Raw genomic sequence first — 25,401 nt, 5'->3', positions numbered from 1 at the left:
AAAAGTCGGAGTGGCAAGCCACCAATCCCCCAAAACACGCGAATCGGGCTTGCCTCGGGGGAGGACCCCCTGCTCCGAGGCGTGGGGGCGGCGGGTGGCAGCCGCCCCCACGCCAGGATCACCGCCTACCGATGACGGCTGTCCCGTTGCCTTCCCGGCCGGGAACAGCCGGTACCGCTCCGTCGAGCACTGCGGCCGCACCATGACGGAGTGCCGGTTCACCGACCCGAAGCGGCGGCGAGGCCCCGTGACGACGTCTCTCGCGCGATGGCCTCGACGAACGAGTCGACGTCCTCCTCGGTCGTGTCGAAGCTGCACATCCAGCGAACCTCGCCTGTCGACTCGTCCCAGTCGTAGAAGCGGAAGTCCGTGCGCAGCCGGTCGGCGACTCCGGGGGGCAGGACGGCGAACACGCCGTTGGCCTGCGTCTCGCGGGTGAAGCGCACGCCGCTGACCGAGCCGTCCGCGAGGCCCGCCTCGACGCCCGCGCGCAGGCGCCGCGCCATCGCGTTCGCGTGGCGGGCGTTGCGCAGGTAGAGGTCGCCGTCGAACAGGGCCACCAGTTGCGCCGAGAGGAAGCGCATCTTCGAGGAGAGCTGCATGTTGAGCTTGCGCAGGTAGGTGAGTCCGGCGGACGCCTCGGGGTTCAGCACGACGACGGCCTCCGCGAGCATCGCACCGTTCTTGGTGCCGCCGAGGCTCAGCACGTCGACGCCCGCATCGCGCGTGAAGGCGCGCAGGGGCAGGTCGAGCGCTGCCGCGGCGTTCGCCAGACGCGCTCCGTCGACGTGCACGCGCATGCCCAGCCCGTGCGCGTGGTCGGTGATCGCGCGGATCTCGTCCGGCGTGTACACGGTGCCGAGTTCGGTCGACTGCGTGATCGAGACGACGAGCGGCTGAGCGCGGTGCTCGTCGCCCCATCCCCACGCCTCGCGGTCGATGAGCCCGGGCGTGAGCTTGCCGTCGTCGGTCGGTACGGTCAGCAGTTTCATGCCTCCGATCCGCTCGGGGGCGCCCTGCTCGTCGACGTTGATGTGCGCGGTGGCCGCGGTGACGACCGCTCCCCAGCGCGGCAGCATCGATTGCAGCGCCGTCACGTTCGCGCCGGTGCCGTTGAAGACGGGGAAGACGTCCACGGGGCCGCCGAGATGCCGGGCGAGGACCTCCCGCAGGCGCGCGGTGTGCGCGTCGCCGCCGTACGCGACCGCGTGGCCCTGGTCGGCGTCGGCGATCGCCGCGAGCACCTCGGGGTGGATGCCGGCGTAGTTGTCGGAGGCGAATCCCCGCGGACGCGGGTCGGGCATAGCGGTCATCGCCCCACCCTAGTGTCCCGTTTTCCGGGGTTCGCCGGGGGAAGGTGTCCGTTTCTTGGCGCTCTCCCCGGTGATCTTGACCTTTTCGGGGTCTCAGAGACGATTGAGACCCCGAAAAGGTCAAGATCACCGGGGGGAACGGATACCACTCGTCTCCCGACGTCGTGGGGCCCGGCGACAGGTCGCCGGGCCCCACGGGTCCGTTGTTCGGGCTGGTCGGTTACCCGGTGTTCGTTCCCGCCAGGAGCAGCTGGTCGAGCATGTCCTGCATGGTGACCAGACCCACCAGGTTCTCCTCGTCCTCCACCAGTGCCAGGTGGGTGCGGCTCTCACGCATGATGCTCAGCGCCGCGTAGATGGGGGTGGTGGCGTCCAGGGTCAGGACCGGGCGCATCAGTTCGGCGGCTGTGGTCTTGGGGCCGCTGGTGAGCGCGTCGCGCACGTGCAGCACTCCGAAGGGCTCGTCGTCGCCCACGACCAGGCGCAGGTGCCCGCTGTCGCGCGCGGCCTGCTTGATGGCGTCCAGGGAGGCGTCGGGGCCGACTCCGGCGAGTTCGTTCTTCGGGGTGACGATCTCGCGCAGCGGCCTGGAGTTGACCTCCAGGGCGGTGGCGAGCTGGGCACGGCGCTCCGGGTCGAGGGACCCCGCCTTGGCGGAGTGCTCGACGAGTTCGCGCAGGTCGTCGGGTCCGTGGCCGGAGGCGACCTCGTCGACCGCCTCCACACCCACGCGGTGCAGGCACCAGTTGGCCATCCCGTTGAGGAGCACGAGCGCGGGGCGGGTGAGCCACATGAACGCGCGCATGGGGATGGCCAGCATGGTGGCGGACTTCTCGGGGTGGGAGATCGCCCAGGACTTGGGGGCCATCTCGCCGACGACCAGGTGCAGGAAGGTGACCAGCACCAGGGCGACCACGAAGGAGGCGGCGTAGGCCACCGCTTCGGGCAGCCAGCCGTGGAACAGCGGGTCGATCAGGTGGTGGACGGCTGGTTTGGTGATCGCGCCCAGTGCCAGGGTGCACAGCGTGATGCCGAGCTGGGAGCCGGCGAGCAGCAGTGACAGGTCGCGGGCGCTCTTGAGCGCGGCGCGGGCCGAAGCGCTGGTCTCGGCGGCCTCTTCGAGCCGGTAGCGGCGTGCGGCCACGAGGGCGAACTCGATGGCGACGAAGAAGGCGCTGAGGGCGATGATGAGGGCGGAGATGCCCATGGCGAGCCACGGGTTCAGGTCGCTCATGCGGTCACCTCGGTGTGGGTCCCGTTGTGGTCGGCGGCTTCGTGGAGTTCGAGGCGCACGGTTTCGGGGACGTGGCGGTCCACGTTCTCGACGGTGAGGGTGACGGCCCGGTCGGGGTCGTCGTCGTGGGCTCCGGGGTGGCGTGGCAGGGCGACGGTGACGCGGTCCTCGGGTTCGGGGAGGCGTCGCAGCCGGCTGATGACGAGTCCGCCGATGGTCTCGTAGTCGCCGTCGGGGAGGTCGTGTCCGAGGAGGCGTTCGACCTCGTCGACGTGGAGGGCTCCGGGCAGGAGCCAGTTGCCGTCGTCGCCGATGCGGGCCTCGCCCTCGTCTTCGGGGTCGTGCTCGTCGGCGATCTCGCCGACGAGTTCCTCGGCGATGTCCTCGGTGGTGATGACTCCGGCGAGTCCGCCGTACTCGTCGACGACGCAGGCGAACTCGTCGTGGGCGTCGCGGAGTTGGGCCAGGACTCCCGACAGCGGGAGTGAGGTGGGCACCATGACGGCTTCGCGGGCGACGTCGGCGACCTGGATGGTGTCGAGGTCGTGTTCGCCGAGGTTGAGTACGTCGCGCAGGCAGATGACGCCGGCGATGGCGTCGACTCCGTCGGTCAGGACGGGGAACCGGGAGTGGCCGGTGGCCATGAGTTCCACGACGCGGCTGACGGGTTCGTCGGCTTCGACGGACGCGACTTGGGGTCGGGGGATCATGGCGTGTTCGGCCGTGCGCTCGTAGAAGTCCAGGGTGCGGTCCAGGAGGGTGGAGAGTTCGGCGGGGAGGTCGCCGCTCTCGCGGGACTCCTCGACGATGCGTTCGAGGTCGCGGGGGGTCGCGGCGTGTTGGACGTCTTCGACGGGTTCGATGCGCATGGCCTTGAGCAGGAGGATGGCCGCCTGGTCGAAGAGCCAGATGAGCCAGCCGAACGCGCGCAGGTAGATGCGGGTGGACAGGGCCAGCCAGCGGGCGACGGGTTCGGGGCGGGCGATGGCGAGGTTCTTGGGGAAGAGCTCGCCGAAGACCATCTGCACGACGGTGGAGAAGAGGAGGGCCAGGATGGTTCCGGTGGCCACTCCGATGCCGGTGGGGACGCCGGCGCCGCCGAGGAGTTCGCCGATTCCCGAGCCGATCATGGGTTCGGCGATGTAGCCGACGAGCAGTCCGGTGACGGTGATGCCGAGTTGGGCGCCGGACAGCATGAAGGAGGTCCGGTTGGTGATGTCGAGTGCGCGTTTGGCCCCGGTGTCGCCGGTGGCGGCGCGGGCTTTGAGGCGGGAGCGGTCGACCGCCATGTAGCCGAATTCCTGGGCGACGAAGTAGCCGGTCGCCGCGGTGATCAGGAGGACCACCACCACTCCGAGGAGGATGTTGAGGATGATGCTCATTTCGCGTACACCGCCTCGGAGTGGTCTGGCTCGGTGTGCGCGCGGCTAGGTGAGGGGGGTTCGTCGAGGTCGGGGGCGCAGCGTCTGGTGGGGACGCTGTCGCTACTTCGGGACGGGTCCATTGCCTCTCTCTTTTGGTGATGGGTGGGTGTGTAGGTGAATACGTTCGTTGAGGCTGAGAAGTTCCCCCGTTTGGTGTGGTTGAACCCTGTTCTTGAAGAGGGGTTCGGTTGCCGGGGGTGAGGGGCTACTGGTCGGTGTCGGCCGGTTCCCGCCATTCGCGGCGCCGGGTCTCGGCGATGGCGATGGCGGTGGCGACGGCGACGTTGAGGGAGCCGACCCTGCCGATCTGGGGGATGTAGGCGATGGCGTCGGCTGCGGCGAGGAGGGCTGGGGAGCAGCCGTGGTCCTCGGCGCCGACGGCGAGGCAGATGTCGCCGGGGAGGGGGGTGTCGTGCAGGGGGAGGGCGTCGCGGGCGAGTTCGATGGCGACGACGCGGTAGCCGTCGGCACGGGCGGCGGTGACGGCTTCGCCGGTGGTGGCGAGTTTCTCCCAGTGGATCTTGGCGTCGGTGCCGAGCGCGGTCTTGCCGACCTGGGGGTGGTCGGGGGTGATGGCGTTGCCGGTGAGCCAGATGGTGTCGACGCCGAGGGTGGCGCTGGTGCGCAGGATGGAGCCGAGGTTGAACGGTTGGGTGACTGATTCGACGATGAGGCTGACGCGGTTGTGGGTGCGCCTGCGCCATTGGCGGTTGAGTCGTTTGACGTCGGTGGGGCGCAGTTGCGTGCTCACCTGGTGTGTGGTCCTTGCGGTCGGTGGGGCTGGTGTTGGTTTTCGAGTCTATCCGGCAGGTCAGGGGTGCCGTGTGGTGCGCAGGATTCTATAGCCGGCGCGGGAGGAGACGCGTTCGGTGGGGTGGATCGTCGTGTCGAGCCAGCGGTGGAGGGTGTCGGCGCCGAGGTGTTTCTGGACGACGAGGTGGGCGTGTGCGCCGGGGGCGAGTTGGGTGAGCCAGGTGGTGAGGAGGGTGTGGAGGGCGGTTTTGCCGATGCGGATGGGTGGGTTGGACCAGATGGCGTGGAAGGGGCCGGTGGGGGTGTCGGGGGGTGTGTGGTGGAAGTGGGTGTTGGTGATGTCGTTGGTTCGGGCGTTGTGGCGGGCGAGGTCGAGGGCGCGGTTGTTGACGTCGACGCCGTGGACGGTGGCGTGGGGTGCGCGTTTGGCCATGGTGAGGGCGATGGGGCCGTAGCCGCAGCCGATGTCCAGGAGGGTGCCGTGTTGGGGGGGTGGGGGGACGGTTTCGAGGAGGATGCGGGTGCCGAGGTCGATTTTGTCGGGGGAGAAGACGCCTCGGTCGGTTTTCAGGCGTAGGTGGAGGTCGGGGAGGACGAGGTTGATGGTGGTGGTGTGGCTGGGGGTGGTGGGGTCGGGGTTGAAGTAGTGCGAGGTCACGGTGGGTGAGGGTATCAGTGGGTTGGTTTTTGTGGGGGTGGTCCGGACTCGGCGGCAGACCTACTGGTCGGTATTGTGTGTTCGGTCGGTTGTCCGCGGTGTGATCGGAGTTGTGTCGTGGGTCGTTTCGAGGGCATGGTCGCGGTGGTGACGGGCGCGAGCCGGGGGATCGGTTTCGCCACGGCGCGCCGGGTGGTGGACGAGGGCGGCCGGGTGGTGGTGACGGCTCGGGGGGCCGGGGCCCTGGCGGAGGCGGTGGAGCGGCTGGGTGGCGCCGGGCGGGCGCTGGGGGTGGCGGGCAAGGCCCATGACGCGGGGCATCGCGCGGAGGTGGTGGAGCGGGCGCTGGAGGCGTTCGGGCGGATCGACGTGCTGGTGAACAACACGGGTGTGAACCCGGTGTTCGACGCGGTGGTGAACGTGGACGAGGCGGCGATGGCCAAGATCTTCGAGGTGAACGTGATCGCGGCGGCGTCGTGGGTGCGGGCGGTGTACCACGCGTGGATGGCGGGGCACGGGGGCGCGGTGGTGAACGTGGCGTCGTTGGCGGGGTTGCATCCTTCGCCGGGGATCGGGGTGTACGGGGCGAGCAAGGCGGCGCTGGTCAACCTGACGCAGCAGTTGGCGTACGAGTTGGCGGGGAACGGGGTCCGGGTGAACGCGGTGGCGCCGGCGGTGGTCAGGACGCGGTTCGCGGAGGCGTTGTTCGCGGGGGACGAGGCGGCGGTGGCGGCCGGGTATCCGTTGGGGAGGTTGGGGGAGCCCGAGGACGTGGCGGCGGCGATCGCGTATCTGGCGTCGGGGGACGCGTCGTGGGTGACGGGTCAGGTGCTCACGTTGGACGGGGGCAGGACGTTGTCGGCGGGGGTGGAGTAGGCGCGGGGGCGGTGCGGGGCCTGTCGCGGGGTGCGCGGCGGGCCCCGTCGCCGCGCGGGTGGCCGAAATCGGTCTCGGTCGGGGGCGCGGGCAGGTGGCTTGGGGTTTTCGGGGTGTTTCGCGTGGGGTGTTCAGTGCGATATGGCCGGCTCTTCACGTGGATGTGACGCGGATCGGGCACACTCACGCCGTGAGCTCCTCATCTTTTTCTGAGTCCGCTGCTTCCGGGCCCGCCGCGCCGGCCCGGGTGCTGGGCACCGTGGACGCGGTCGTGATCGGTATGGGCGCCATGGTGGGTGCCGGCGTGTTCGCGGTGCTGGCCCCGGCGGCGCGTACCGCGGGCGGGTGGCTGCCGCTGGCGTTGGTGATCGCGGGGGTGGTGGCGTACTGCAACGCGACGTCGTCGGCGCGGTTGGCGGCGTGTCATCCCCAGTGGGGCGGCACGTACGTGTACGGGCGGGAGCGCCTGGGCGCGGGGTGGGGGTATGTGGCGGGGTGGGCCTTCGTGGTGGGGAAGGTGGCGTCGTGCGCCGCGATGGCGTTGACGTTCGGGGTGTACGTGTGGCCGGGGGAGCCGAGGGTGGGGGCGTTGGCCCTGGTCGCGGTGATGGCGGCGGTGGACTACCGGGGTGTGCGCCTGTCGGTGCGGGTGGTGCGGGTGCTGCTGGTGGTGGTTCTGGCGGTGTTGGCTCTGGTGGTGGTGGTCGCGTGGGGGTCGGGGGCCGCCGAGGTGGCTCGTCTGGTGCGGGTGGAGCGCTGGCACGGGTTGGCGGCGGTGTTGTCGTCGGCGGGGATGCTGTTCTTCGCGTTCGCGGGGTATGCGCGGATCGGGACGTTGGGGGCGGAGGTTCGTGATCCCGAGCGGGTGATTCCGAGGGCGGTGGGGTGGGCGCTGGGGATCGTGCTGGTGGTGTACGGGTTGGTGGTGGCGTCGGCGTTGGCGGTGTTGGGGCCGGGGGTGTTGTCGCGGTCGTCGGCGCCGTTGGCGGACGTGGTCGAGGCCGGCGGGTTCGGTTCGCTGGTGCCGGTGGTGGCCGCGGGGGCGGCGGTGGCGTGTGCGGGGGTGTTGCTGTCGTTGATGCTGGGGACGTCGCGCACGGTGGCGGTGATGGCCGCGGACGGGCATCTGCCGGGGTGGCTGGGGGTTGTGCATTCGCGGTCGGGCGCGCCGCACCGCGCGGTGGTGGCGGTGGGGGCGGTGGTGGCGGTGATCGTGGTGGTCGCTGACGTGCGGGGCGCGATCGGGTTCTCGGCGTTCGGGGTGTTGTTGTACTACGCGGTGGCGAACGCGTCGGCGCTGCGGTTGGGGCCGGCGGAGAACCGGCCGTTTCTGGCGGTGCCGGTGGTGGGGTTGGTGGGGTGTGTGGTTCTGGCGTTCTGTCTGCCGTTGGGGTCGGTGCTGGGTGGTGTCCTGGTGATCGGTGCGGGTGCGGGGGTGTTCGTGGTGCGTCGTTGGTGGAGTGGTGAGTTGGTCGGGTGACCCTTCGGCTGTTCCGTCGGTCTTGGCCTTTCCGGGGCCTCCTTCTCTCTCCGAGACCCCGGGAAGGCCGGGATCGGCGGGGGTCAGGTGTTCAGGAGGCTGGTGAGGCCGCGTCTGGCGGTGATGGACAGGCGTAGGTGGGGCAGGTCCTGGGGGGTGAACCAGGCGGCGTCGATGGTGGAGCCGTCGGTTTCGGTGACGCGTGGGGTGCCGGGGTGGGGGACGTGCGCGTGGAGGAACACCCAGACCGCGTACAGGTCGGTGTGGGGGCCGTTCTGGTGGGTGCGGTGGTGGTGGGCGATGGAGATGACGGCGCCGGTGTGGGCGTTCTGGTCGCTTTCCTCGCTGATTTCGCGGATGAGGGCGGCGCGGGCGGTTTCGCCGTGGTCGACGCCGCCGCCGGGGAGGTGCCAGGTGCCTTCGCCGGGGTAGCCGGAGGCGATCTTCGACAGCAGGAGGCGGCCTGCGGGGTCGGTGACGAGTCCGTAGGCGGCGAAGCGGCGTGTGGATCGGGGCGGGGCGGTCTCGGTGTCGGCGAGTTGCCGGGGGGTGGGGTGGCCGGGGAGGGCCAGGGCCTGCTCGAGGGTGAGTGGCGGGGTGTCGCCGGTGGTTTCGTCGGGTGCGGGGGCGGTGTAGTAGAGGCGGTCGACGTGGATGTGGGCGGGGTGGCCGTGGTGGTGGACGGTGGCGAGGTCGGTGCGCACGTCCACGGGGGTGAGGGGAGTGTGGGGGGCGAGGCGGGCGGCTGTGCGGAGGCGGGCGGCCGGGTCGTCGCCGAAGGCGATGCGCACGTTGGTGAGGGGTGTGTGGACGTGCCCGTCGGGGGTGGTGGGCAGGAGGTGCGCGGTGACCCGGCGCATGGGTCGGGCGCCGGTCGGGTGGGTCACAGCAGGCCCGCCTCCGCGCCTTGGGCCTCGGAGAGGAGGGGGGCGAGTTCGTTGAGGGCGCGGATGGTGGTGATGTCGGCGGCGGGGTTGTCGCGGCGGTCGCACAGGACGGGGTAGAGGCCGGCGTTGGCGGCGCCGAGGGCGTCGGCGCGGATCTGGTCTCCGACGTGCCAGGCCTTGTCGGGGGCGACGCCGAGTTGGTGGCAGGCGAGGTGGAAGATGCGGGGGTCGGGTTTCCCGGTTCCGGCGGTGTCGGAGCACACGACGGTCGCGAAGTGGTGGGTGATGTTCATCGTGGCGAGTTTGTCGTGTTGGAGGGCTTGGATGCCGTTGGTGATGACGCCGAGGCGGATGTTGTGGGCGGTGAGGTGGGCGAGGGCGGGGGCGACGTCGTCGAAGGCCTGCCAGGCGGCGCGGTGGGCGTCGAGGTAGCGCTGGTAGAGCTCGTCGCAGTGCTGGTCGGCGATGTGGGAGTGGCCGGCCTGGGTGGCGAGGGCGCGGACGCGTTCGCGGCGTTGTTCGGCCAGGGTGAGGCGTCCGGTGAGGTAGGCGTTGAAGGACAGGTCGGTCTGGATGTCCCAGAGGGTGCGGGCGGCGTCGAAGTCGGGGTGGCCGAGGCGTTCCATGAGGGTGCGCAGGCCGTGTGAGGACGCGGCGTGGTCGTTGAGGAGGGTGTCGTCGAGGTCGAAGAAGACGGCGGTGGGGACGGTGGGTTTTTGAGGCATTGGTCCTTGGTTTTTCTGTCGTGTGCGCTGGTGAGGCAAACGGGACCACGTTAGCGGGCGCTGGTGACGTTGGGGGAATCGGCTCCCTGCGGGGGCGGGTGTGGTTGGTCGGCGGGGTCTGGGCCGGGTCGTGTGGTGTCGGGTGTCGCGCGGTGTCGGGGGGTTCAGGGGAGGCGCTGGAACCAGGCGAGGGAGGTCGCGGCGGTGGCGGCGGCCAGGAGCAGGGCGATGCCCACGAATTGGGTGACGACTTCCTCGTGGACGGTCTCGGTGCCCAGGGAGGAGCCGATGTCGGCGTAGACGTCCTTGAGTTCGCCGGTGGACTCGGCCTCGTAGAAGTGGCCTCCGGTGGTTTCGGCGAGGCGTTCGAGGGTGGCCTTGTCGATGTTGGCGGGCACGTACTGGCCGTCGATCTCGATGATGGAGGCGCCGGTGCCGAACGCGATGGTGGAGACGGGGACGCCGGTGTCGCCAGCCTGGGTGGCGGCGGCGGAGACGGGGCGTCCGCTGGTGTTCTCCCCGTCGGACAACAGGACGATGGCCGAGGGCGGGGGGTCGGTGGGGGCGTCGGCGTCGAAGGAGTCGATGGACTGCAGGGACGCGAAGACGCCTTCGCCGATGGCGGTGCCCGGGGAGATGGTGAGGCCGGCGATGGAGTCGGTGACGGCCTGGTGGTCCTGGGTGGGTGAGGACACGACGGTGGCGACGGAGGAGAAGGTGACGAGGCCGACGTTGAAGCGGGCGGGCAGGGTGTCGATGAAGCCTTGCGCGGACTCCTTGGCGGAGGTGAGCCGGTCGGGGGTGACGTCGGTGGCGGCCATGGAGGGTGACACGTCGATGGCCACGATGATGGTGGCGCGTTCGCGGGGCACCTGCACGCTCATCGCGGGGCGGGCGTAGGCCAGGACGAGGACGGCGATGGTGAGCAGGAACAGGGCGGCGGTGACGTGGCGGCGCCAGTTGGGTGCTTTGGGGGCGATGCGGTCCAGCAGGGCGAGGTTGGTGAAGCGCAGCGCGTAGGTGGCGCGTCGGCGTTGCAGGAGGACGTAGACGGCGGCGATGGCGGCGACGGCCAGAAACCACCACAGCTGGTAGGAGTCCAGGAAGGTCACTGGCGGGTCCTTGTCTATGTCTGCGTGTGCGCGGCGGGGCCGGTGGGGGTGTGGCGGGCCAGGCGGTGGGCGGTGCGGCGTTGGGTGATGACGAAGCGCGCGGTGTCGCGGATCCAGTCGCGGTCGGTGCGCAGGCGCAGGCGGGGGACGCCTGCGCGGCGCAGGGCCGCGGCGATGGCGTCGCGCTGTTGGGCGGCGGCGGCGGCGTAGCGTTCGCGCACGGTCTCGTTGAGGTGGACCTGGCGGGTGCGTCCGGTCTCGGGGTCGGTCATCGTGACCAATCCTATGGCGGGCAGGTCCAGTTCCCGGGGATCGACGATCTCGATGGCGAGGGTCTGGTGGACCGACGCCAGGCGGCGCAGGGGCGCCTCCCAGGTGGGGGTGGCGTCGGTGGAGGTGTCGAGGAAGTCGGAGATGACGACGCGCAGGCCGCGGCGGCGCCGGGTGCGCGACAGGTCGGTGACGGCGTCGGCGAGGCGCAGGGCGGTGTCGGGGGCGGGGGCGCCGCGGGGGGCGCGGGCCAGGGTCGCCATCATCGCGAGGTGGGCGCCGGTGCCCGAGTGGGCGGGCCAGCGCAGGATGCGGCCCTGGTGCAGGAAGTGGGCGCCGTTGCGGTCGCCGATGCGCTGGGTGAGGAGGGTGACGGCGGCCAGCGCGCCGATGGCGACGTCGCGTTTCTCGGTGTGGGCGGTGCCGAAGTCCATGCTCGCGGACAGGTCCAGCAGGGTCCAGGTCTGGAGTTCGCGGTCGGAGACGAGGTCGCGCACGTGGGGGTGGGTGGTGCGGGCGGTGACGGCCCAGTCCATGCGGCGTACGTCGTCTTCGCCGGGCTGGTAGGGGCGGGCGTCTCCGGGTTCGCTGCCGGGGCCGGCGTACAGGCCCAGGTGTTCGCCGTGCAGGAGGCCCTGGAGGCGGCGGGTGACGGTGAGGGTGAGGTGGCGCAGCGCGGCGTGGGCGCCCGGGTCGGTGGTCATCGGCCTGCGGGGGCCGCGGAGTCGGTGGTGTCGTCCCAGATGACGCGGGGCGGGGGGACGGCGGCGAGGACCTGGTCGAGGATGTGGGTGGTGGTGATGCCGTCGGCGAGGGCGTCGAAGGTGAGGATGAGGCGGTGTGCGATGACGTCGTGGGCGAGGGCGCGGATGTCGTCGGGCAGGACGTAGGCGCGGCCGCGGATCAGGGCGAGGGCGCGGGCGGCGGCGACCAGGCCCAGGGTGGCGCGGGGGCTGGCGCCGACGTCGATGACGCGGGCCAGGGGGGCCAGGCCGTAGGAGGCGGGGTCGCGGGTGGCCATGACCAGGCGCACGATGTAGTCGGCGACGAGCTGGTCCACGCGTACGGCCTGGGCCTGTTTCTGGAGCCGGGTGAGGGTGTCCAGGTCCAGGACGCGGCCGGGGCGGGGGGTTTCGGTGCTCATGCGGCGCAGGATCTCGAACTCTTCGTGCGCGCGCGGGTGGGTGACCAGGATCTTCATGAGGAAGCGGTCGCGTTGGGCTTCGGGGAGGGGGTAGACGCCCTCGGACTCGACGGGGTTCTGGGTGGCGATGACGATGAACGGGGCGGGCAGGGGGTGGGTGGTTCCGCCGAGGGACACCTGTTTCTCGGCCATGACCTCAAGGAGCGCGGACTGGACCTTGGCGGGGGCGCGGTTGATCTCGTCGGCGAGGACGAAGTTCGCGAAGACGGGGCCCAGTTCGGTGTCGAACTTCTCGGTGGAGGGGTGGTAGATGCGGGTTCCGACGATGTCGGAGGGGACGAGGTCGGGGGTGAACTGGATGCGGTTGAAGGTGCCGCCCACGACGGAGGCGAGGGTGGACACGGCCAGGGTCTTGGCGACGCCGGGGACGCCTTCGATGAGGCAGTGGCCGCCGGCGATGAGGGTGACGAGGGTGCGTTCGACCATGGCCTGCTGGCCGACGATGACGGTGGACACCTCGTGCAGGGCGCGGCGCAGGAGCGCGGTGGCGTCGGTGGGGTCGTCGGCGGTCGCGGGCATGGTCGGCGGCCTTTCTGCGGGGCGGCCCCGGTGGTGTGGGGCGCGGTACTTTGTGGGTTGCAGGTGTGCAACGGCGAGACTACCCGCTGGGTCGGTGGCGGGCCGGGGAAGGACGGGCGCGGGGTGGCGCAAGAGCCTTTGCGGGATGCGGATCCGCGCCAGTTGGGGGCGTTCCGGTTGGAGTGGCGGGTGGCGGTGCGCCCTGAGGGGGTGGTGTACGCCGCGCGGGACGCGTCGGGGCGGGCGGTGAGTGTGGCGATGCTGAGTTCGGGCGCGGCGGGGGACGCGGCGGCGCGGGACCGGTTCAGTGCCGCGGTGTTGGAGGGTGCGGGGGTTTCGCGGGCGCCGCAGGTGCTGGCGTCGGGGGTGTCGGCGTCGTCGGCGGCGTGGGTGGCGGTGGCGTCGGGGGGGCGGGGGGCGGAGGTGTTCCTGGAGCCGGTGGCGGTGGCGAGCCGGCCGGGGGCGGGCGGGCCGGGGTATGTGCCGTATTGGGCGTCGTCGACGTCGACGGGCACGTCGCGGTGGTCGTGGCCGCGGGGTTCGGGGGCGGCGTTGGCGGGCGCGGGTTCGGGGGGGTCGAACCGGGGGCTGGTGGCGGGTGTGGTGGCGTTGCTGGCGTTGGTGGTGGCGCTGCTGCTGGTGTTGTACTTCTTCTTGTCGGGGTTGAGCCGGCAGGCGTATTCGACGCCGTCGGAGTCTCCGTCGGGGCCGGGGGCGTCTCCGTCTGCGGGGGTGTCGCCGTCTCCGTCGCCGTCGGGGGGGTCGGGGGGGTCGTCGCCGCCCGCGTCGCCGAGCGGGCGGGACGGGTCGGGGGAGCCCTCTCCGGAGGGGTCGCGGTCGCCGAGCGCGCCGGTGCCGTCGGTGTCGCTGGACGAGGACGACTACGGGGAGTTCCCCGTGGATCCGGGCAACCCCGAGGACCTGGTGTAGGCGGGGCGCCTGGTGGGGGCGGCGGTCAGGTGTCGGCGCGCGCGGGTTCGGCGTCCGTGCCGTCGGTGTGCGGGTTCGCGGCGGCGACCTGGCGCATGACCGACAGGAGCGCGTCGGTTCCCTGGGCGCCCTGGACGGCGTGGCGGCCTTCGAACACGAACGTGGGCACCGACCGCACGCCCATGCGGCGCGCGGCGTCGATCTGGTGGGCGACCTCGTCGGCGCCCTGGCCGGCGTCCAGGAGGGCCAGGGTGCGGGCGCGGTCCATTCCGGCGGCGTCGGCGGCGTCGCCGAGTACGCGGGGGTCGGTGACGTCGGCGCCGTGTGTGAAGTACGCGGCCATGAGTTCTTCCTTGGCGCGGGCCTGCGCGGCGGGTCCGTGCCCGGTCAGGGCCAGGTGCAGGAGCCGGTGCGCGGTGAGGGTGTTGACGGCTTGGGCGGCGTCCAGGTCCAGGGTCAGGCCCGCGCGGGCGGCGGTGGCGGTGACGCGTTCCTGGATGGCGGTGACGTCGGCGCCGAAGCGGGCGGCCAGGTGCTCGTTGAGGGGGACCGGGGTGTGGGGGGCGTCGGGGTCGAGCTGGAAGGGCCGGTAGAGCACCTGCACGGGGCGGTCGAAGCGGGTGAGGGCGTCGTCGAGTTGGCGTTTGCCGATGTAGCACCAGGGGCACGCGACGTCGGAGTAGATCTCGACCTGCACGGGGGTCCTCGTTTCCGGGGGTGGGGCGGGCTACCGGCTCCAACGGCGGGCGCGGGCGTGTTATTTCCCGTGGGGGGTGTGGGGGTGTGGCGCGGGGGTAGAGGGGGTGTTTCGGAGGGCGGCCCCGGCGGGGGCCGGAGAGCGGGGGAGCGTTGTGACCGATCTGAACAGGGACCCGTCGTTGAACGCGGCGTTGACGCGGCTGCCGGAGTGGGAGCGGCGCGGTGACGTGATCACCCGCACGGTCGTCGCTCCGTCCTTCATGGCCGGGATCGATCTGGTGGCGCGGGTCGCCCGGGCCGCGGAGGAGGCGGACCACCATCCGGACGTGGACATCCGCTACAACCGGGTGACGTTCACGTTGACCAGCCATGACGTGGGGCGTCTGACCGAGCGTGACCTGCGTCTGGCCACGCGCATCGACGTGTTGGCCGAATCGGGGTGACCGGTGCCGGCGCCCCGGGCCGGAGGCGGCGGGGCGCCGGCGCGGGGGTTACTGGGCGGCGCCGGCGCGCAGGCGGTTGCGGCGCAGTTTCCCGCTGGCGGTGCGGGGGAGCTGGGGGACGAAGTTCAGGGTGTGGGGGGCGGCGTGCTCGGCGAAGCGTTGGGCGACCAGGGTGGTGAGGGCATCGGCGAGTTCGGGGGTGGGCTGGGCGCCCTGGGCCAGGACCACGTTGGCGGCCACGCGCGCGCCCCGCGCGGGGTCGGGGACGCCGTACACGGCGGCCTCCTCGACCAGGGGGTGTTCCAGGAGCACCGATTCCACGTCGTAGGGGCCGACCCGGTATCCCGAGGTGATGATGACCTCGTCGTCGCGGCGGGACAGGCGGATGCGGCCGGTCGGGTCGTGGATGCCGGTGTCGCCGGTCAGGTACCAGCGGCCGTCGGGGCTGAAGCGGCGCGCCGACGCGGTGGGGTCGGCGTGGTAGCCGGTGAACCACAGGGCGGGGCTCGAGGCGGTGTCCACGGCGACGCGCCCGAACTCCCCTGCGGCCACGGGGGTGTCGGCCACGGGTTCCAGGACGTGCAGGTCGATGCCGGGCAGGGCCTCGAGGGGGCCGCCGAGGCTGTCGTTGGTCGCGATGATGCCGGTCTCGGGTTGGCCGTAGTGGTCGCCGATGCCCACGCCGAAGGTGCCCAGCGCCCATTCGACGGTGTCGGAGCGCAGGGCCTGGCCGGCGCTGGCCAGGCGGCGCACCACGATGCCGGGGGGCAGTGTCTTGGTGGTCGATCTCAGTGCCCGGTAGGCGGTGGGGCTGGTGGCCAGGTAGGTGACGCCGAAGGTCTCCAGGACGTCCAGGGTGAGTTCGGGGTCGAAGCCCGCGCGTAGGTGCAGGGCGGAGTGTCCGGCCAGCAGGGGCGAGATGAGGCCGTAGTAGAGGCCGTTGGGGTCGTCGGGTTCTCCGGCGCACCAGTACACGTCGTCGGCGCGCACGCCCAGGCCGTAGCGGTGGTGGGCGTGCAGGGCGGTCAGGGCGCGCAGCGGCACCGGGACGCCGCGCGGGGGTCCGGACACGCCGGCGGTGTACAGCAGGACGAAGGGGGCGTCGCCGCCGGTGGCGGCGGTGTCGACGGGGGTGTCGTCGTGGGGGGTCTGGTCGGGGGTGATCACGGTCCAGGGGGCGCCGTCGCGGGTGATCTTGGGGTGGTGTTCGGTGGGGCACACGACGGCGCGCGCGGCGGCCGCGCGCAGGCGCTGGTCGATGGCGGAGGCGGCCAGTGTGGTGGACAGCGGCACCAGGACCGCGCCCAGGCGCCACAGGGCCACGGCGGTGACGGTCAGGTCGACGCCGGGGCCGATGAGGGTCGCGACGTGGTCGCCCGCGGTGACGCCGTGGTCGCGCAGGGCCACGGCCAGGGTGGTGGAGCGCCGGGCGAGTTCGCCGTAGGTGAGGGTGCGGGCGCTCAGGTCCGCGTGGACCTCGGTGACGGCCGTGGCGTCGGCGTCGTGCCGGTCGCACAGCAGGTGGGCCGCGCACGCGGTGGGCGAGCCGTAGGCGGTGAGCCAGTCGCGGACCTGCTGCTGAGGATCGGCCATCGTGGTATGTCCCCTTTCGGACGGGTGCGGCCGGTAACGGTCGCTAAAGCGTTGTTCCTGGTGTTAAGCCTATGCGGCGAATGTGACGTGGCCCTCACCTGTGGGGAAAATCGTGGGGCCGGGTTGGCGGGGTCCGGTCGGCGCCGCCGCGTACTGGCACCGCCTGGCGTGGTCCTGGCACGATGGGGCGCATGGACCGATCCCTCACCGCAAGCGCCCTGGGTCTGGACCCGGCGGCGGCTTCCTCCTTGTCCACGGTCGTCGGGTTCGCCGAGCCTCCTCCCGCGCCGCTGGGCCCGGCCTCGGAGGCCGGGCCGGTGCTGGACCTGCTGGGGCTGGACGGCGCCGACCGCGCCGACCTGCTCGCCCTGTGGCCCGACGAGGGGTGGCCGCGGGCGGCCCGGTGGCTGTTGGACGCCTGCTACGCGCGCGTCGTCGCGGACGTCGGCCGCCCCGGCTGGGTGGACTGGCCCGATCTGGTCTCGGCTGCGGACGCGCGGGTGCGGTGCGCGCCGGTGTACGCGTTCGTCGCCGCCACGCCCGCCCTCGTGGAGCGGCACGCGCGTCTGGGGGTGGGGCGCGACGTCACCGAGGCGACCCTGGCCGATGTGGGCCGCCACGTCGCCAAGAACCGCGACATGTTCGGGCACGTGGGCCTGGAGCTGCCGGTGTGGATCGCGTTGCACTACCGGGGGTCGCTGTTCGAGGCGGGGCGGTTGCAGTACGAGCCGTCCCGGCTGGGGCCGGGCGGCGCCGTCACCTGGTACGGCGCCGACGCCGGGCAGGGGCTGCCCGAGGAGTTGCGGGAGGGGCGGCCGAGCGCGCGCCTGCACATCCCCGAGACCGGTCCGCTGGACCCGGTGGCGGTGGAGGAGTCCCTCAAGCGGGGCCGCGCCGTGCTGGCCGCGGCCACCGGTGGCGACGTGCCGGTGGCGACGTGCACGTCGTGGTTGTTGGATCCCCAGCTCAAGAGGTATCTGGATCCGGGGTCCAACATCATCGCGTTCCAGGACCGGTTCACGCTCCTGGACGAGGGCGCGCCCGGTGACGAGGACGTATTCCGGTTCGTGTTCCGTCGTACCCGGGTGGTTCCCGATGAGGTGAGGGCGACCACCCGCCTGGAGCGCGGGGTGCTGGACCTGCTGGGGCGGGGCGGCCACTGGCGGGCCCGCACGGGCTGGCTGCGCCTGCCCTGAGGGCGGGGTGGGGCCGTGCGGTGTCGCGCGGCCCTGCGGGGTTGCCTCCGGTGGGGGTCGTGGGGGCGGCCCCCGCCGGGGGAGAGCGGGTGATCGGATGATCTGCCCGGAATCCCGGGGGCGGTGCGTCCCCGCCGGGGCGCTCCTGGTTAGGGTGGTCCCCGACCAAGACGTTAGTTTCGCTAACGAAACAAAACGCGGGGCGCCCCCCCCGCCCGGACCACGACCAAGGACGCAGACCACCAGTGGGCTGGTTCATCCGCATTCTCATCCACGGAATCCTCTTCCACGGCGCGCTGTCGACCATGCGCCCCCTCATCTCCTACCGGGCCCTCGACAACGGTCTGGACCACGCCTGGCTCGGCGTCTTCTCCGCCGCGCTGTCCCTGGTCCCGCTCCTGATCGCCCTGCCCGTCGGACGCTGGGTCGACCTGCACGACGAGCGCCCCGCCTACCTCGCCGGCAGCGCCCTGCTCACCGTCGCCGCCTTCGGCCTGGCCTGGGCGCACACCCCCGCCGCCATCATCGCCTGCTCGGTCGTCGCGGGCGTCGGCCTCATCCTGGCCATGGTCGCCGCCCAGGCCATGGTCGCCAACCGCTCGCCCCGCGCCACCTTCGACAACCGGTTCGGCCTGTTCGCCCTCGCCGGCAGCGCCGGACAGCTCCTGGGCCCCCTCCTGCTGTCCGGCTGGGCCGTCACCGACCCCGCCGACCTGACCACCCCCGCCTTCCTCGGCACCGGCGTCGCCGCCGCGCTCTCGCTCCTGACCCTCGTCGGCATGAGCGCGCCCGCGCCCCGGGACCGGACCCCGCCCGCCCGCGCACCGCGCCGCACCCGCGCCGCGGAGGTCCTGCGCGAACCCGGGGTCGCCCCGGCCATCGCCGCCAGCCTCACCGTCCTGGCCGCCATCGACATGACCATCGTCTACCTGCCCGCGCTGGGGGAGGAGCGCGGCATCTCCGCCGCCGCCGTCAGCCTCCTGCTGGCCGTGCGCGCCGCGGCCTCGGTCGTCTCCCGCGCCCTCCTGGGCGTGGCGGTGGCCCGCAGGGGGCGCCACAGCGTCCTGATCGCCAGCCTCGTGGTCTCCGCGGCCGCCGTCGCCGCGCTGGCCGCGCCCCTGCCCCTGTGGGGGCTGGCCGCCGCCCTGGCCGTCGCGGGCCTGGGCCTGGGGATCGGCCAGCCCCTGACCATGGCCTGGGTCGCCGACGCGGCCCGGCCCAGCGCCCGCGCCACCGCCATGGCCCTGCGCATGTCCGGCAACCAGCTCGGCCAGACCACCCTGCCCCTGGTGGCCTCCGCCGTCGCCGGGGGCGTCGGCGTCACCGCCGTCTTCGCGGCCTTCGGCGCGGCCCTGGCCGCCATGGCCGCCGCCCTCACCCGCCGCCGAAACCCCTGACCGGCGCGCCCGGCCGCCCCGCGTCCCCGCCGGGTGTCCGCGGCGCGGCGGTTCGAGGGCCGGCCCGCTTCTGCTCGGAACGGCCATGGGCTTTCCGCCCTTTCCGGCCCCGAAACGGGCAGAAGGCTCGAGGCCGGCAGCAGAAGCCTCACCCGACGGACATCGGGCGCGGCCTCGATCGCGCCGTTCCCGCCTCGGACCTGGAGGCCGACCACGGCCAGACCCCACGGCCCCGTGATCCGCCGGACGAACCCTAGGCCGGCGCGGAACGGGCCGGGGAGGTCAGGCCGAGCGCCCCCAAAAGGGCGCGCACCGCGTCCGCGTCGTGCTCGACGACCGGCGTGTACTCGCACACGCCGACCCCCACCACGTCGTGGTGGGCCGCGATCGCGGCCAGCGCGGCGGCGACCGACGACACCGGCGGCCCCAGCGGCGCGGGGCACGCCACCGCGGCCAGCTCCATCGGATCGCACACGTCCATGTCCAGGTGGACGTACGCCGGAGTGCCCGGCGCGCACCGCGCCACCACGCCCCCCGGGTCGGCGATCACGCGCACCGGGTCCACCAGCGCGATCCCCGACGCCTCGGCGAAGGCCGCCTCCTGCGGGTCGAACTCCCGCGCGCCCGCCAGCACCACCCGGCGGGGGGCGATCCGGCCCTGTCCCAGCAGCGCCGGGTGGCCCTGGCCCAGCAGCAGCCGAAGCGCCATCCCGTGCACCCGGCCGCTGGGGGAGGACTCCGGCGTGTTCAGGTCCGGGTGCGCGTCCACCCAGTACACGACCATGTCCCGGTGGCGGCGCCCCAGGTGCTCGACCGCCGCCAGGTCCGACGCGCAGTCGCCGCCCAGCGTCAGGATCCGCGACGGGTCGCGCCTGGCCAGGCGCGACCGCATCTGCCGCAGCGCCTGGGAGACCAGCTCCAGGTTGCACACGCCGTCCACGACACCGCGCCGGCCGTCGGGGACCGCCACGTGCAGTCTGCTGCCCGAGGCGGGGACCAGCTGGGCGAGCTCCGCCGCGCCGGCGGCGACACGCACGTCGTCACCGCCCTGCCACAGGGGTACCACCAGGTCAACGTCACGCTGCCACACCATGGCGACCACCTTAGAGGGGAGAGCCCGGCCGCGCACCGGGAGAGCCGGGAAAACCGCGCCGCCGTCGCGGCCGGTCGGCGGCGACGCGAGACGATCGTGCCACGGCCGGCGACGGCCACGTCGCGGTTCCGCCACCCCGGCCCCCGCGCGGCCCCTCACCCCCACCCGGAAACCGGACAGATGTGGTGAATCCGGCGGTCGCCGCGCGGTGGGGGCGGGGGAGCGGCGCCGTCGGGCTCGACCGGGCCCGGGGCGGACCGCGCGTGGCGGCGCCCCGGCGCGGGCGGCGGTCCGCGGCCCCCGCCGCAGGCCGGGAGCCCGTCCGGCGGCCGAGGCGCGCGCCGTGCCGGACGGGAAGGGCCCGAAGACGCCGGAGCCCCTTCCACGCGCCTCCCCGCGAATCGCCGATAATGGGCATTATGTAAAGTCGGGGGTTTTCCGGTCCCCTGGAAGGGGGCGGGTTCCCTCCGGTGGTCGGCTTCGGGCGCCGCGAGCAATCCCGGGCGCCCGCGCGTGGGGCCGCCCCACGCGCGGGCGCCGGACGGGACGGGCCGCGCGGCGGCGGGTTCGTGAACGCTCGGGCCGGCGGCCGGACGGGACGTGTCGGGTGGCGGGATCGATCCCCCGGGCGGGCGGCGCGGTCCCGGCGGGGCCGCGCCCCGGCGTGTCGCGTCCCGGGCCGCTCCCGCGCGGCCCGGAGCGGGCATCCGGAGCCGAATCTCCGGATGTTTGCTGCATAAAGTGCATTATGCAGCAAACCGTGCATATGCGGATGTCCGGTGTGTGGCCCCGATCCGTCGGCCGGGCGGTTCGTCCGGTGCCCGCCGCCCGGCCGACGCGGGCCGCATCCCCGGCCTCCCCGGGGACCGCGCCTTCGCGCCTCCCCCCGCCCGGGGCCTCCCGGCGCCCCCTCCTCCCCCGCCGGACGCGCAAACCCCCTGTTCAGTTGCCATGGGAAAAGCAAAGAACCCCAAACGGCCACAAGTGGTCACAACTGGATTAAAAGCCTGTGTTCAGGAGGTGGGCGGGGGGATCCTCGTAGTCGTGTCGAACAGTTCCAGCCAATCCGCTGACCACATCACCGAGGCCGCTCCCCCACACGGAGTCGCCCCCGCGCCCCCTGCCACGGACGACGGCGGCCCCGCGCGCGCCGCCCGCGCCGACGGGCAGGGCCTCGCGCCAGGCCCCGCGCCAGGCCCCGCGCCCCAGGAGGCCCAGGCGCCGCCCGCGCGGCGCCTGGGCGGCGTCGACGTGGCCCGGGGCCTGGCGGTACTGGGCATGTTCATCGTCCACGTGGGCATCGGGTGGACGCTCGCGGACGGCTCCAACGCCCTCTACCCGATCGCCGCCGGACGCTCCGCGGTCCTGTTCGCGCTGCTGGCGGGCGTGTCCATCGCGCTGCTGTCGGGCGGCCGCGAACGCAAGGTCAACAAGGACCTGGGGGTGGCGCTGTGGCGGGTGATCACCCGCGGGGTGGTCATGCTCTTCGCGGGCACGGCGCTGACCATGCTGGGCACGTCCGTGTCGGTGATCCTGGCCTACTACGCGGTGTTCTTCGTACTGGCCGGGATGGTGCTCACCGAACGGTGGGGGGTCGTCGCGTTCGCGGCCGCGGTGCTGGGCGTGGCGGGTCCGGTCGCCTCGTACTGGCTGCGCGGCGTGATCGCCGAGGGCGGGACGCCGGGGCGGGTCGTGGGCGCGGTCAACGCCTACGACCCGTTCGTGCTGCTGGCCGACGACGGGATCGTGAACTTCCTGCTCACCGGCTACTATCCGGCGATCACGTGGATGCCGTTCGTGTTCGCGGGGCTGGCCATCGGCCGGTTGGACCTGCGCTCGACGCGGGTGCGCTGGCGGCTGGTCGCGCTGGGCTCGGGGCTCGCGGCGGCCGCGTACGGGGTGTCGTGGGTGGTGCTGGACGTCTTGGGCGGCGTCGGGCGCCTGGCGGCGTCGGTGAACCCCGAGACGGGGGCCGCCTACGGCGCGGACGGGGTCGCGCTGGCCCTGTACGAGGGGCTGCCGGGGGTCGTGCCGCCCACGGACTGGGTGTGGCTGTTCACGGCGGCTCCGCACAGCGGCACGCCGCTGGAGGTGTTCGGGTCCGGCGGCGTGGCGATCGCGGTGCTGGGGCTGTGCCTGCTGGTGTCGGACCGGCTGGGGTGGCTGGTGTACCCGGTGGCGTCGGTCGGGGCGCTGGCGCTGACCGTGTACGTGGGGCACATCCTGGTGATCTGGCTGGACGAGAGGAGTCTGCTGGACGGGACCCCGCTGTCCTTCGTCTCCACGTGGCTGGACCTCTCGGTTCCGCTGGGGGCGCTGGTGTTCGCCACGGCGTGGCGGCTGCTGGTCCGGCGGCGCGGCCCGTTGGAGTGGCCGCTGCACGTGGTGTCGTCGTGGGTGGCCGAGCGCATCCCCTGAGGCGGGTGTCCGGAGGGCGGGAGGGCCGCGTGGCCCGCCCGCCCTCCGCCGTGTCAGGGGGCTCGGGGGGTGTCGCGGTCCTGCTCGGCGAGGCGGCGCAGGACGCCGTAGGTGCGGTTGGAGCGGGCGGCCTCGCGCTGGGCCCGGGCGGTGACGTCGATGTAGGTCTGGGAGGAGGTGATGGAGGCGTGTCCGAGCAGGTGCATGATCTCGGTGACCGAGGCTCCGTCCTCGGCCAGGCGGGTGGCGAAGGTGTGGCGCAGGGCGTGCACGAGGGTGCCGCGGGCGACGCGGTCGTAGACGCCCGCGTGCCGGTAGCACTGGCGGACCAGGTACTGCAGTCCGCCGCGGCGCAGGGCGGCGCCGCGGTTGTCGACCAGGAGCGGGTCGCCTCCTTTGGGGCGGGTGTCGAAGCGGGTGCGGCGGGTGGCCAGGTAGGCGTCGATGAGGGCTTCGAGCGGGGGTTCCACGGGCAGGGAGCGGGTCTTGCCGCCCTTGCCGACGACTCGGACGCGCCGCTCCCCCGGGCGTCCGCTGATGGACTCCAGGGTCAAGGACAGCATCTCGGCTGAGCGCAGGCCGGTGAGCAGGGCCAGGGCCAGGACGGCGAGGTCGCGTTCGGGCCAGGGGTCGCGGGCTTTGCGGCAGCCCTGGGCCAGGGCGGTGAGCAGGCGTTCGGGGGTGTCCTCGCCCATGAGGGGCTTGGGTTCGCGGGCGGGTGGGCGGGGCCGCTGGACGGCGGGCATGGGGTTGCCCGGGACGAGGTTCTCGGTGACCAGGAACGAGAAGAAGCCGTTCCAGGTGGACCAGGCGCGCAGGACGCTGGAGGCGGCGCGGTCGGTGGCGAACTCGGCGAAGGCCCGGCGCAGGAGGGTGCCGGTGAGGTCCGCGAGGGTCAGGTCGGCGGTGTCGAGGCCCCGCACGCGCGCGGCGTGGCGCAGGACGGCGGTCAGGTCGCGGCGGTAGGCGGCCAGGGTGTGGGGTGAGGGTTTCGCGGGGCGTCTGGCGACGAGGTAGTCCTCCACCGCGTCCAGGGCGCGCACGGGCGAGGGGGCCTGGTGTCCGGGTTCGTTGTCGAGGGCGACGCTCATGCCTTTGACTATCCCCGGTCCGGGGCGCGGACGATCACCGGGCGCGGGGGTTTTCGAACGGTGTCGCGGAATCTGTTCGAAGGGGGTGGTGGCGGGGTTGGCTACGCTTGTCTTCGTGATTTCGATAGCAACGGTCAACGTCAACGGTTTGCGCGCGGCCGCGAAGAAGGGGTTCGTCGAGTGGTTGGCGGCGACCGAGGCCGACGTGGTGTGCCTGCAGGAGACGCGCGCGGAGGTCGCGCAGCTGCCCGCGGAGGTGGTGGCGCCGCCGGGGTGGCACGTGGTCCTGGCTCCGGCGCGGGCCAAGGGGCGCGCGGGGGTCGCGGTGTATTCGAGGGTGGAGCCCGACGCGGTGCGGGTGGGGTTCGGCGCCGAGGAGTTCGAGGGGTCGGGTCGGTACGTGGAGGCCGACTTCGGGGCGGTGAGCGTGGCGAGCCTGTACCTGCCCTCGGGTGAGGTGGGCACCGAGCGTCAGGACGAGAAGGAGCGCTTCATGGAGGCGTTCTACGGGTTCCTGGTGCGGCGGCGCGCTCAGGTGGAGGCGGAGGGCCGGGAGCTGGTGGTGTGCGGTGACTGGAACATCGCGCACCGGGAGGTCGACCTGAAGAACTGGAAGGCCAACCGCAAGGCCTCGGGGTTCCTGCCCGAGGAGCGGGCGTGGATGTCGAGGGTGTTCGACGAGGCGGGGTACGTGGACGTGGCGCGGTCGCTGCTGCCCGAGGCGGTGGGCCCGTACACGTGGTGGTCGTACCGGGGGCGCGCGTTCGACAACGACGCGGGGTGGCGGATCGACTACCAGGTGGCGACGCCCGGGTTGGCGGCGCGGGCCAAGCAGACGCGGGTGGAGCGGGCGGACTCGCACGAGCAGCGCTGGTCCGACCACGCGCCGGTGACGGTTCTCTACTCTGATTAGTCGGGTCCGCCGCGGGGCGGGGAGGATCGGGGTGCGGGTGGTCGGCGGGGTGTTCGCGGGTTGTGGAGGCGTTTGATGCGCGTACCGATCGTTCTGGTGCACGGGCTGCGGCTCTCCCGGAGCATGTGGCGGCCCCAGTTGGCGGTGCTGGCCTCTCAGGGGCGCACCGTGGTGGCTCCGGATCTGCCCGGGCACGGGGCGCGGCGCGGTGAGGTGTTCACGTTGGGCGGCGCGGTGGAGGCGGTGCGCGACGCGATCGACTCGGTGGGCGGGTCCGCGCTGGTGGCGGGGTTGAGTCTGGGCGGGTTCGTGTCGATCGCGGCGGCCGCGGCGTATCCGGAGCGGGTGGCGGGGCTGGTGGCGACGAGCTGTTCGGCGCGGCCGGTCAACGGGTTGGCGCACATGTACCGGATTCCCACGGCGCTGTTGGGGCGGTTGCCGGACAAGGGGTTGGCGGTCAACACGCGGTTCCACCGTTTGACGCTTCCGGCGGACGGGGCCGCGGCGGTCCTGGACGGCGGGTTGGCGATGGAGGCGGCGCGGTCGGTGATCGAGGAGGTCACCGACCTGGACGTGCTGGGTCTGCTGGCGGCGTATCCGGGGACGGTGTGGTTGATCAACGGGGCGCGGGACCACTTCCGGATCCACGAGCGGCTGTTCCTGGACGCGTGCGCGGACGGCCGGCTGCTGGTGGTGCCCCGGGCGGGGCACATGGTGAGTCTGGACCAGCCGGAGCTGTTCACGAACATCGTGGCTGACGCGGCCGACGCGGTGGCGGGCCGGGCCGCGGCGTCGGAGGACGGCCCGGGCTCCCCCGCCTGAGGGCGTCGGCGTGCGCCTCGTGCAGGCGCCGTGGGGGCCTTCTCGCGGTCGCCCGGGGCCCGTGTCCGGTGATCTTGCTGTTTCCCTTCCTGGATCCTTGATTTCAGGGGGGACAGCAAGGTCACCAACGGAAATCGCGTGAAACGGACGTCGTGGGCGCGGCCCCGACCCCTGTCCGCCGTCACCTCGCGTTCCGCGTGGCCGAAAGACCCGTTCGAGGCGCCGGTGCCCGAACCACCCCCGCGTCGGAGGTTCCCTAGGTAGTGTTTTCAAATGATCGCCGCTGGTGGATCATGGTGTCGTGATACGTCGTCATGAACTGTCGGATGCCGAGTGGGAGTTCGTCCGGCC

Annotated in this window: 23 protein-coding genes; 9 read left to right on the top strand and 14 right to left on the bottom strand. The window is 72.8% G+C overall.

Going from position 1 to position 25,401, the window contains the following annotated elements:
• Window positions 1-218: 218 nt before the first annotated feature.
• The 5 genes from EV190_RS15095 to EV190_RS15075 all read right to left on the bottom strand — a co-directional run bounded on the left by EV190_RS15095 (window position 219) and on the right by EV190_RS15075 (window position 5,382).
• A complete protein-coding gene (locus EV190_RS15095) occupies window positions 219-1,313 on the bottom strand; it encodes a threonine aldolase family protein (RefSeq protein ID WP_133742202.1) in 1,095 nt (364 codons plus the stop codon).
• A 220-nt stretch (window positions 1,314-1,533) separates the two neighbouring features.
• Window positions 1,534-2,547 carry a hemolysin family protein gene (locus EV190_RS15090; protein WP_133742201.1) on the bottom strand — a complete coding sequence of 338 codons (1,014 nt, stop codon included), beginning with the start codon at window positions 2,545-2,547 and terminating at the stop codon, window positions 1,534-1,536.
• Window positions 2,544-3,929, bottom strand: coding sequence for a hemolysin family protein (locus tag EV190_RS15085; protein WP_133742200.1), 1,386 nt, complete (start codon window positions 3,927-3,929; stop codon window positions 2,544-2,546). Before EV190_RS15085 ends, EV190_RS15090 begins: the two co-directional genes overlap by 4 nt.
• Before the next feature lie 247 nt (window positions 3,930-4,176).
• Entirely contained in the window at window positions 4,177-4,722 is a 546-nt protein-coding gene (locus tag EV190_RS15080; protein WP_133742199.1) for a TrmH family RNA methyltransferase, read from the bottom strand.
• A gap of 60 nt (window positions 4,723-4,782) precedes the next feature.
• Entirely contained in the window at window positions 4,783-5,382 is a 600-nt protein-coding gene (locus EV190_RS15075) for a class I SAM-dependent methyltransferase (RefSeq protein WP_133742198.1), read from the bottom strand.
• A 117-nt stretch (window positions 5,383-5,499) separates the two neighbouring features.
• Between EV190_RS15075 and EV190_RS15070 the strand changes: the two genes are divergently transcribed.
• Together EV190_RS15070 and EV190_RS15065 are read left to right on the top strand one after the other, a co-directional pair.
• Window positions 5,500-6,258, top strand: coding sequence for an SDR family oxidoreductase (locus EV190_RS15070; protein ID WP_133742197.1), 759 nt, complete (start codon window positions 5,500-5,502; stop codon window positions 6,256-6,258).
• Between the two features lie 190 nt (window positions 6,259-6,448).
• Complete coding sequence (locus EV190_RS15065) at window positions 6,449-7,738, top strand: APC family permease (RefSeq protein ID WP_243742590.1); 1,290 nt, start codon at window positions 6,449-6,451, stop codon at window positions 7,736-7,738.
• Window positions 7,739-7,821: 83 nt separating this feature from the next.
• On the opposite strand, the gene EV190_RS15060 is transcribed toward EV190_RS15065, so the two are convergent.
• The 5 genes from EV190_RS15060 to EV190_RS15040 all read right to left on the bottom strand — a co-directional run bounded on the left by EV190_RS15060 (window position 7,822) and on the right by EV190_RS15040 (window position 12,455).
• Window positions 7,822-8,625, bottom strand: coding sequence for an NUDIX domain-containing protein (locus EV190_RS15060; protein ID WP_243742589.1), 804 nt, complete (start codon window positions 8,623-8,625; stop codon window positions 7,822-7,824).
• Entirely contained in the window at window positions 8,622-9,350 is a 729-nt protein-coding gene (locus EV190_RS15055) for an HAD family hydrolase (protein WP_133742196.1), read from the bottom strand. Before EV190_RS15055 ends, EV190_RS15060 begins: the two co-directional genes overlap by 4 nt.
• A 164-nt stretch (window positions 9,351-9,514) precedes the next feature.
• On the bottom strand, window positions 9,515-10,462 hold the full coding sequence (locus tag EV190_RS15050) for a VWA domain-containing protein (RefSeq protein ID WP_133742195.1): 948 nt from the start codon (window positions 10,460-10,462) through the stop codon (window positions 9,515-9,517).
• A gap of 14 nt (window positions 10,463-10,476) precedes the next feature.
• Window positions 10,477-11,436 carry a DUF58 domain-containing protein gene (locus tag EV190_RS15045; protein WP_133742194.1) on the bottom strand — a complete coding sequence of 320 codons (960 nt, stop codon included), beginning with the start codon at window positions 11,434-11,436 and terminating at the stop codon, window positions 10,477-10,479.
• Window positions 11,433-12,455 carry an AAA family ATPase gene (locus tag EV190_RS15040; protein WP_133742193.1) on the bottom strand — a complete coding sequence of 341 codons (1,023 nt, stop codon included), beginning with the start codon at window positions 12,453-12,455 and terminating at the stop codon, window positions 11,433-11,435. Before EV190_RS15040 ends, EV190_RS15045 begins: the two co-directional genes overlap by 4 nt.
• 189 nt (window positions 12,456-12,644) lie before the next feature.
• Between EV190_RS15040 and EV190_RS23435 the strand changes: the two genes are divergently transcribed.
• Window positions 12,645-13,385 carry a hypothetical protein gene (locus EV190_RS23435; RefSeq protein ID WP_166655465.1) on the top strand — a complete coding sequence of 247 codons (741 nt, stop codon included), beginning with the start codon at window positions 12,645-12,647 and terminating at the stop codon, window positions 13,383-13,385.
• A gap of 25 nt (window positions 13,386-13,410) precedes the next feature.
• On the opposite strand, the gene EV190_RS15030 is transcribed toward EV190_RS23435, so the two are convergent.
• Window positions 13,411-14,082, bottom strand: coding sequence for a DsbA family oxidoreductase (locus EV190_RS15030; RefSeq protein ID WP_133742192.1), 672 nt, complete (start codon window positions 14,080-14,082; stop codon window positions 13,411-13,413).
• A gap of 154 nt (window positions 14,083-14,236) precedes the next feature.
• Here EV190_RS15030 and EV190_RS15025 point away from each other — a divergent pair, with 154 nt between their 5' ends.
• Window positions 14,237-14,527, top strand: coding sequence for a 4a-hydroxytetrahydrobiopterin dehydratase (locus tag EV190_RS15025; RefSeq protein WP_133742191.1), 291 nt, complete (start codon window positions 14,237-14,239; stop codon window positions 14,525-14,527).
• Between the two features lie 48 nt (window positions 14,528-14,575).
• Here EV190_RS15025 and EV190_RS15020 read toward each other — a convergent pair whose 3' ends face one another.
• Window positions 14,576-16,120 (bottom strand): AMP-binding protein, encoded by a 1,545-nt coding sequence (locus EV190_RS15020; protein WP_133742190.1) that lies wholly within the window; start codon window positions 16,118-16,120, stop codon window positions 14,576-14,578.
• Window positions 16,121-16,311: 191 nt separating this feature from the next.
• Here EV190_RS15020 and EV190_RS15015 point away from each other — a divergent pair, with 191 nt between their 5' ends.
• The gene (locus tag EV190_RS15015) at window positions 16,312-17,316 is read left to right on the top strand and encodes an acyltransferase domain-containing protein (RefSeq protein ID WP_166655464.1); all 1,005 of its coding nucleotides are present in this window, start codon (window positions 16,312-16,314) and stop codon (window positions 17,314-17,316) included.
• A 245-nt stretch (window positions 17,317-17,561) separates the two neighbouring features.
• Window positions 17,562-18,713, top strand: a complete 1,152-nt coding sequence (locus EV190_RS15010; RefSeq protein WP_133742189.1) for an MFS transporter — start codon at window positions 17,562-17,564, stop codon at window positions 18,711-18,713.
• Window positions 18,714-18,966: 253 nt separating this feature from the next.
• Here EV190_RS15010 and EV190_RS15005 read toward each other — a convergent pair whose 3' ends face one another.
• Complete coding sequence (locus tag EV190_RS15005; RefSeq protein WP_133742188.1) at window positions 18,967-19,806, bottom strand: arginase family protein; 840 nt, start codon at window positions 19,804-19,806, stop codon at window positions 18,967-18,969.
• 1,044 nt (window positions 19,807-20,850) lie between these two features.
• Here EV190_RS15005 and EV190_RS15000 point away from each other — a divergent pair.
• Window positions 20,851-22,224: a heparan-alpha-glucosaminide N-acetyltransferase domain-containing protein gene (locus EV190_RS15000; RefSeq protein ID WP_243742588.1), complete on the top strand. Its 1,374-nt coding sequence runs from the start codon at window positions 20,851-20,853 to the stop codon at window positions 22,222-22,224.
• A 53-nt stretch (window positions 22,225-22,277) separates the two neighbouring features.
• On the opposite strand, the gene EV190_RS14995 is transcribed toward EV190_RS15000, so the two are convergent.
• Window positions 22,278-23,315: a tyrosine-type recombinase/integrase gene (locus EV190_RS14995; protein WP_133742186.1), complete on the bottom strand. Its 1,038-nt coding sequence runs from the start codon at window positions 23,313-23,315 to the stop codon at window positions 22,278-22,280.
• Window positions 23,316-23,433: 118 nt separating this feature from the next.
• On the opposite strand from EV190_RS14995, the gene EV190_RS14990 reads away from it, so the two are divergent.
• Window positions 23,434-24,228 (top strand): exodeoxyribonuclease III, encoded by a 795-nt coding sequence (locus EV190_RS14990; RefSeq protein WP_243742597.1) that lies wholly within the window; start codon window positions 23,434-23,436, stop codon window positions 24,226-24,228.
• Window positions 24,229-24,303: 75 nt separating this feature from the next.
• The gene (locus tag EV190_RS14985) at window positions 24,304-25,050 is read left to right on the top strand and encodes an alpha/beta fold hydrolase (RefSeq protein WP_133742184.1); all 747 of its coding nucleotides are present in this window, start codon (window positions 24,304-24,306) and stop codon (window positions 25,048-25,050) included.
• Window positions 25,051-25,401 lie beyond the last annotated feature (351 nt).

It is taken from the genome of Actinorugispora endophytica, from assembly GCF_004363075.1.
GTDB lineage: Bacteria > Actinomycetota > Actinomycetes > Streptosporangiales > Streptosporangiaceae > Actinorugispora > Actinorugispora endophytica.
The sequence above is the reverse complement of the archived record's forward strand: the minus strand, read 5'-3'. Positions and strand labels throughout refer to the sequence as shown.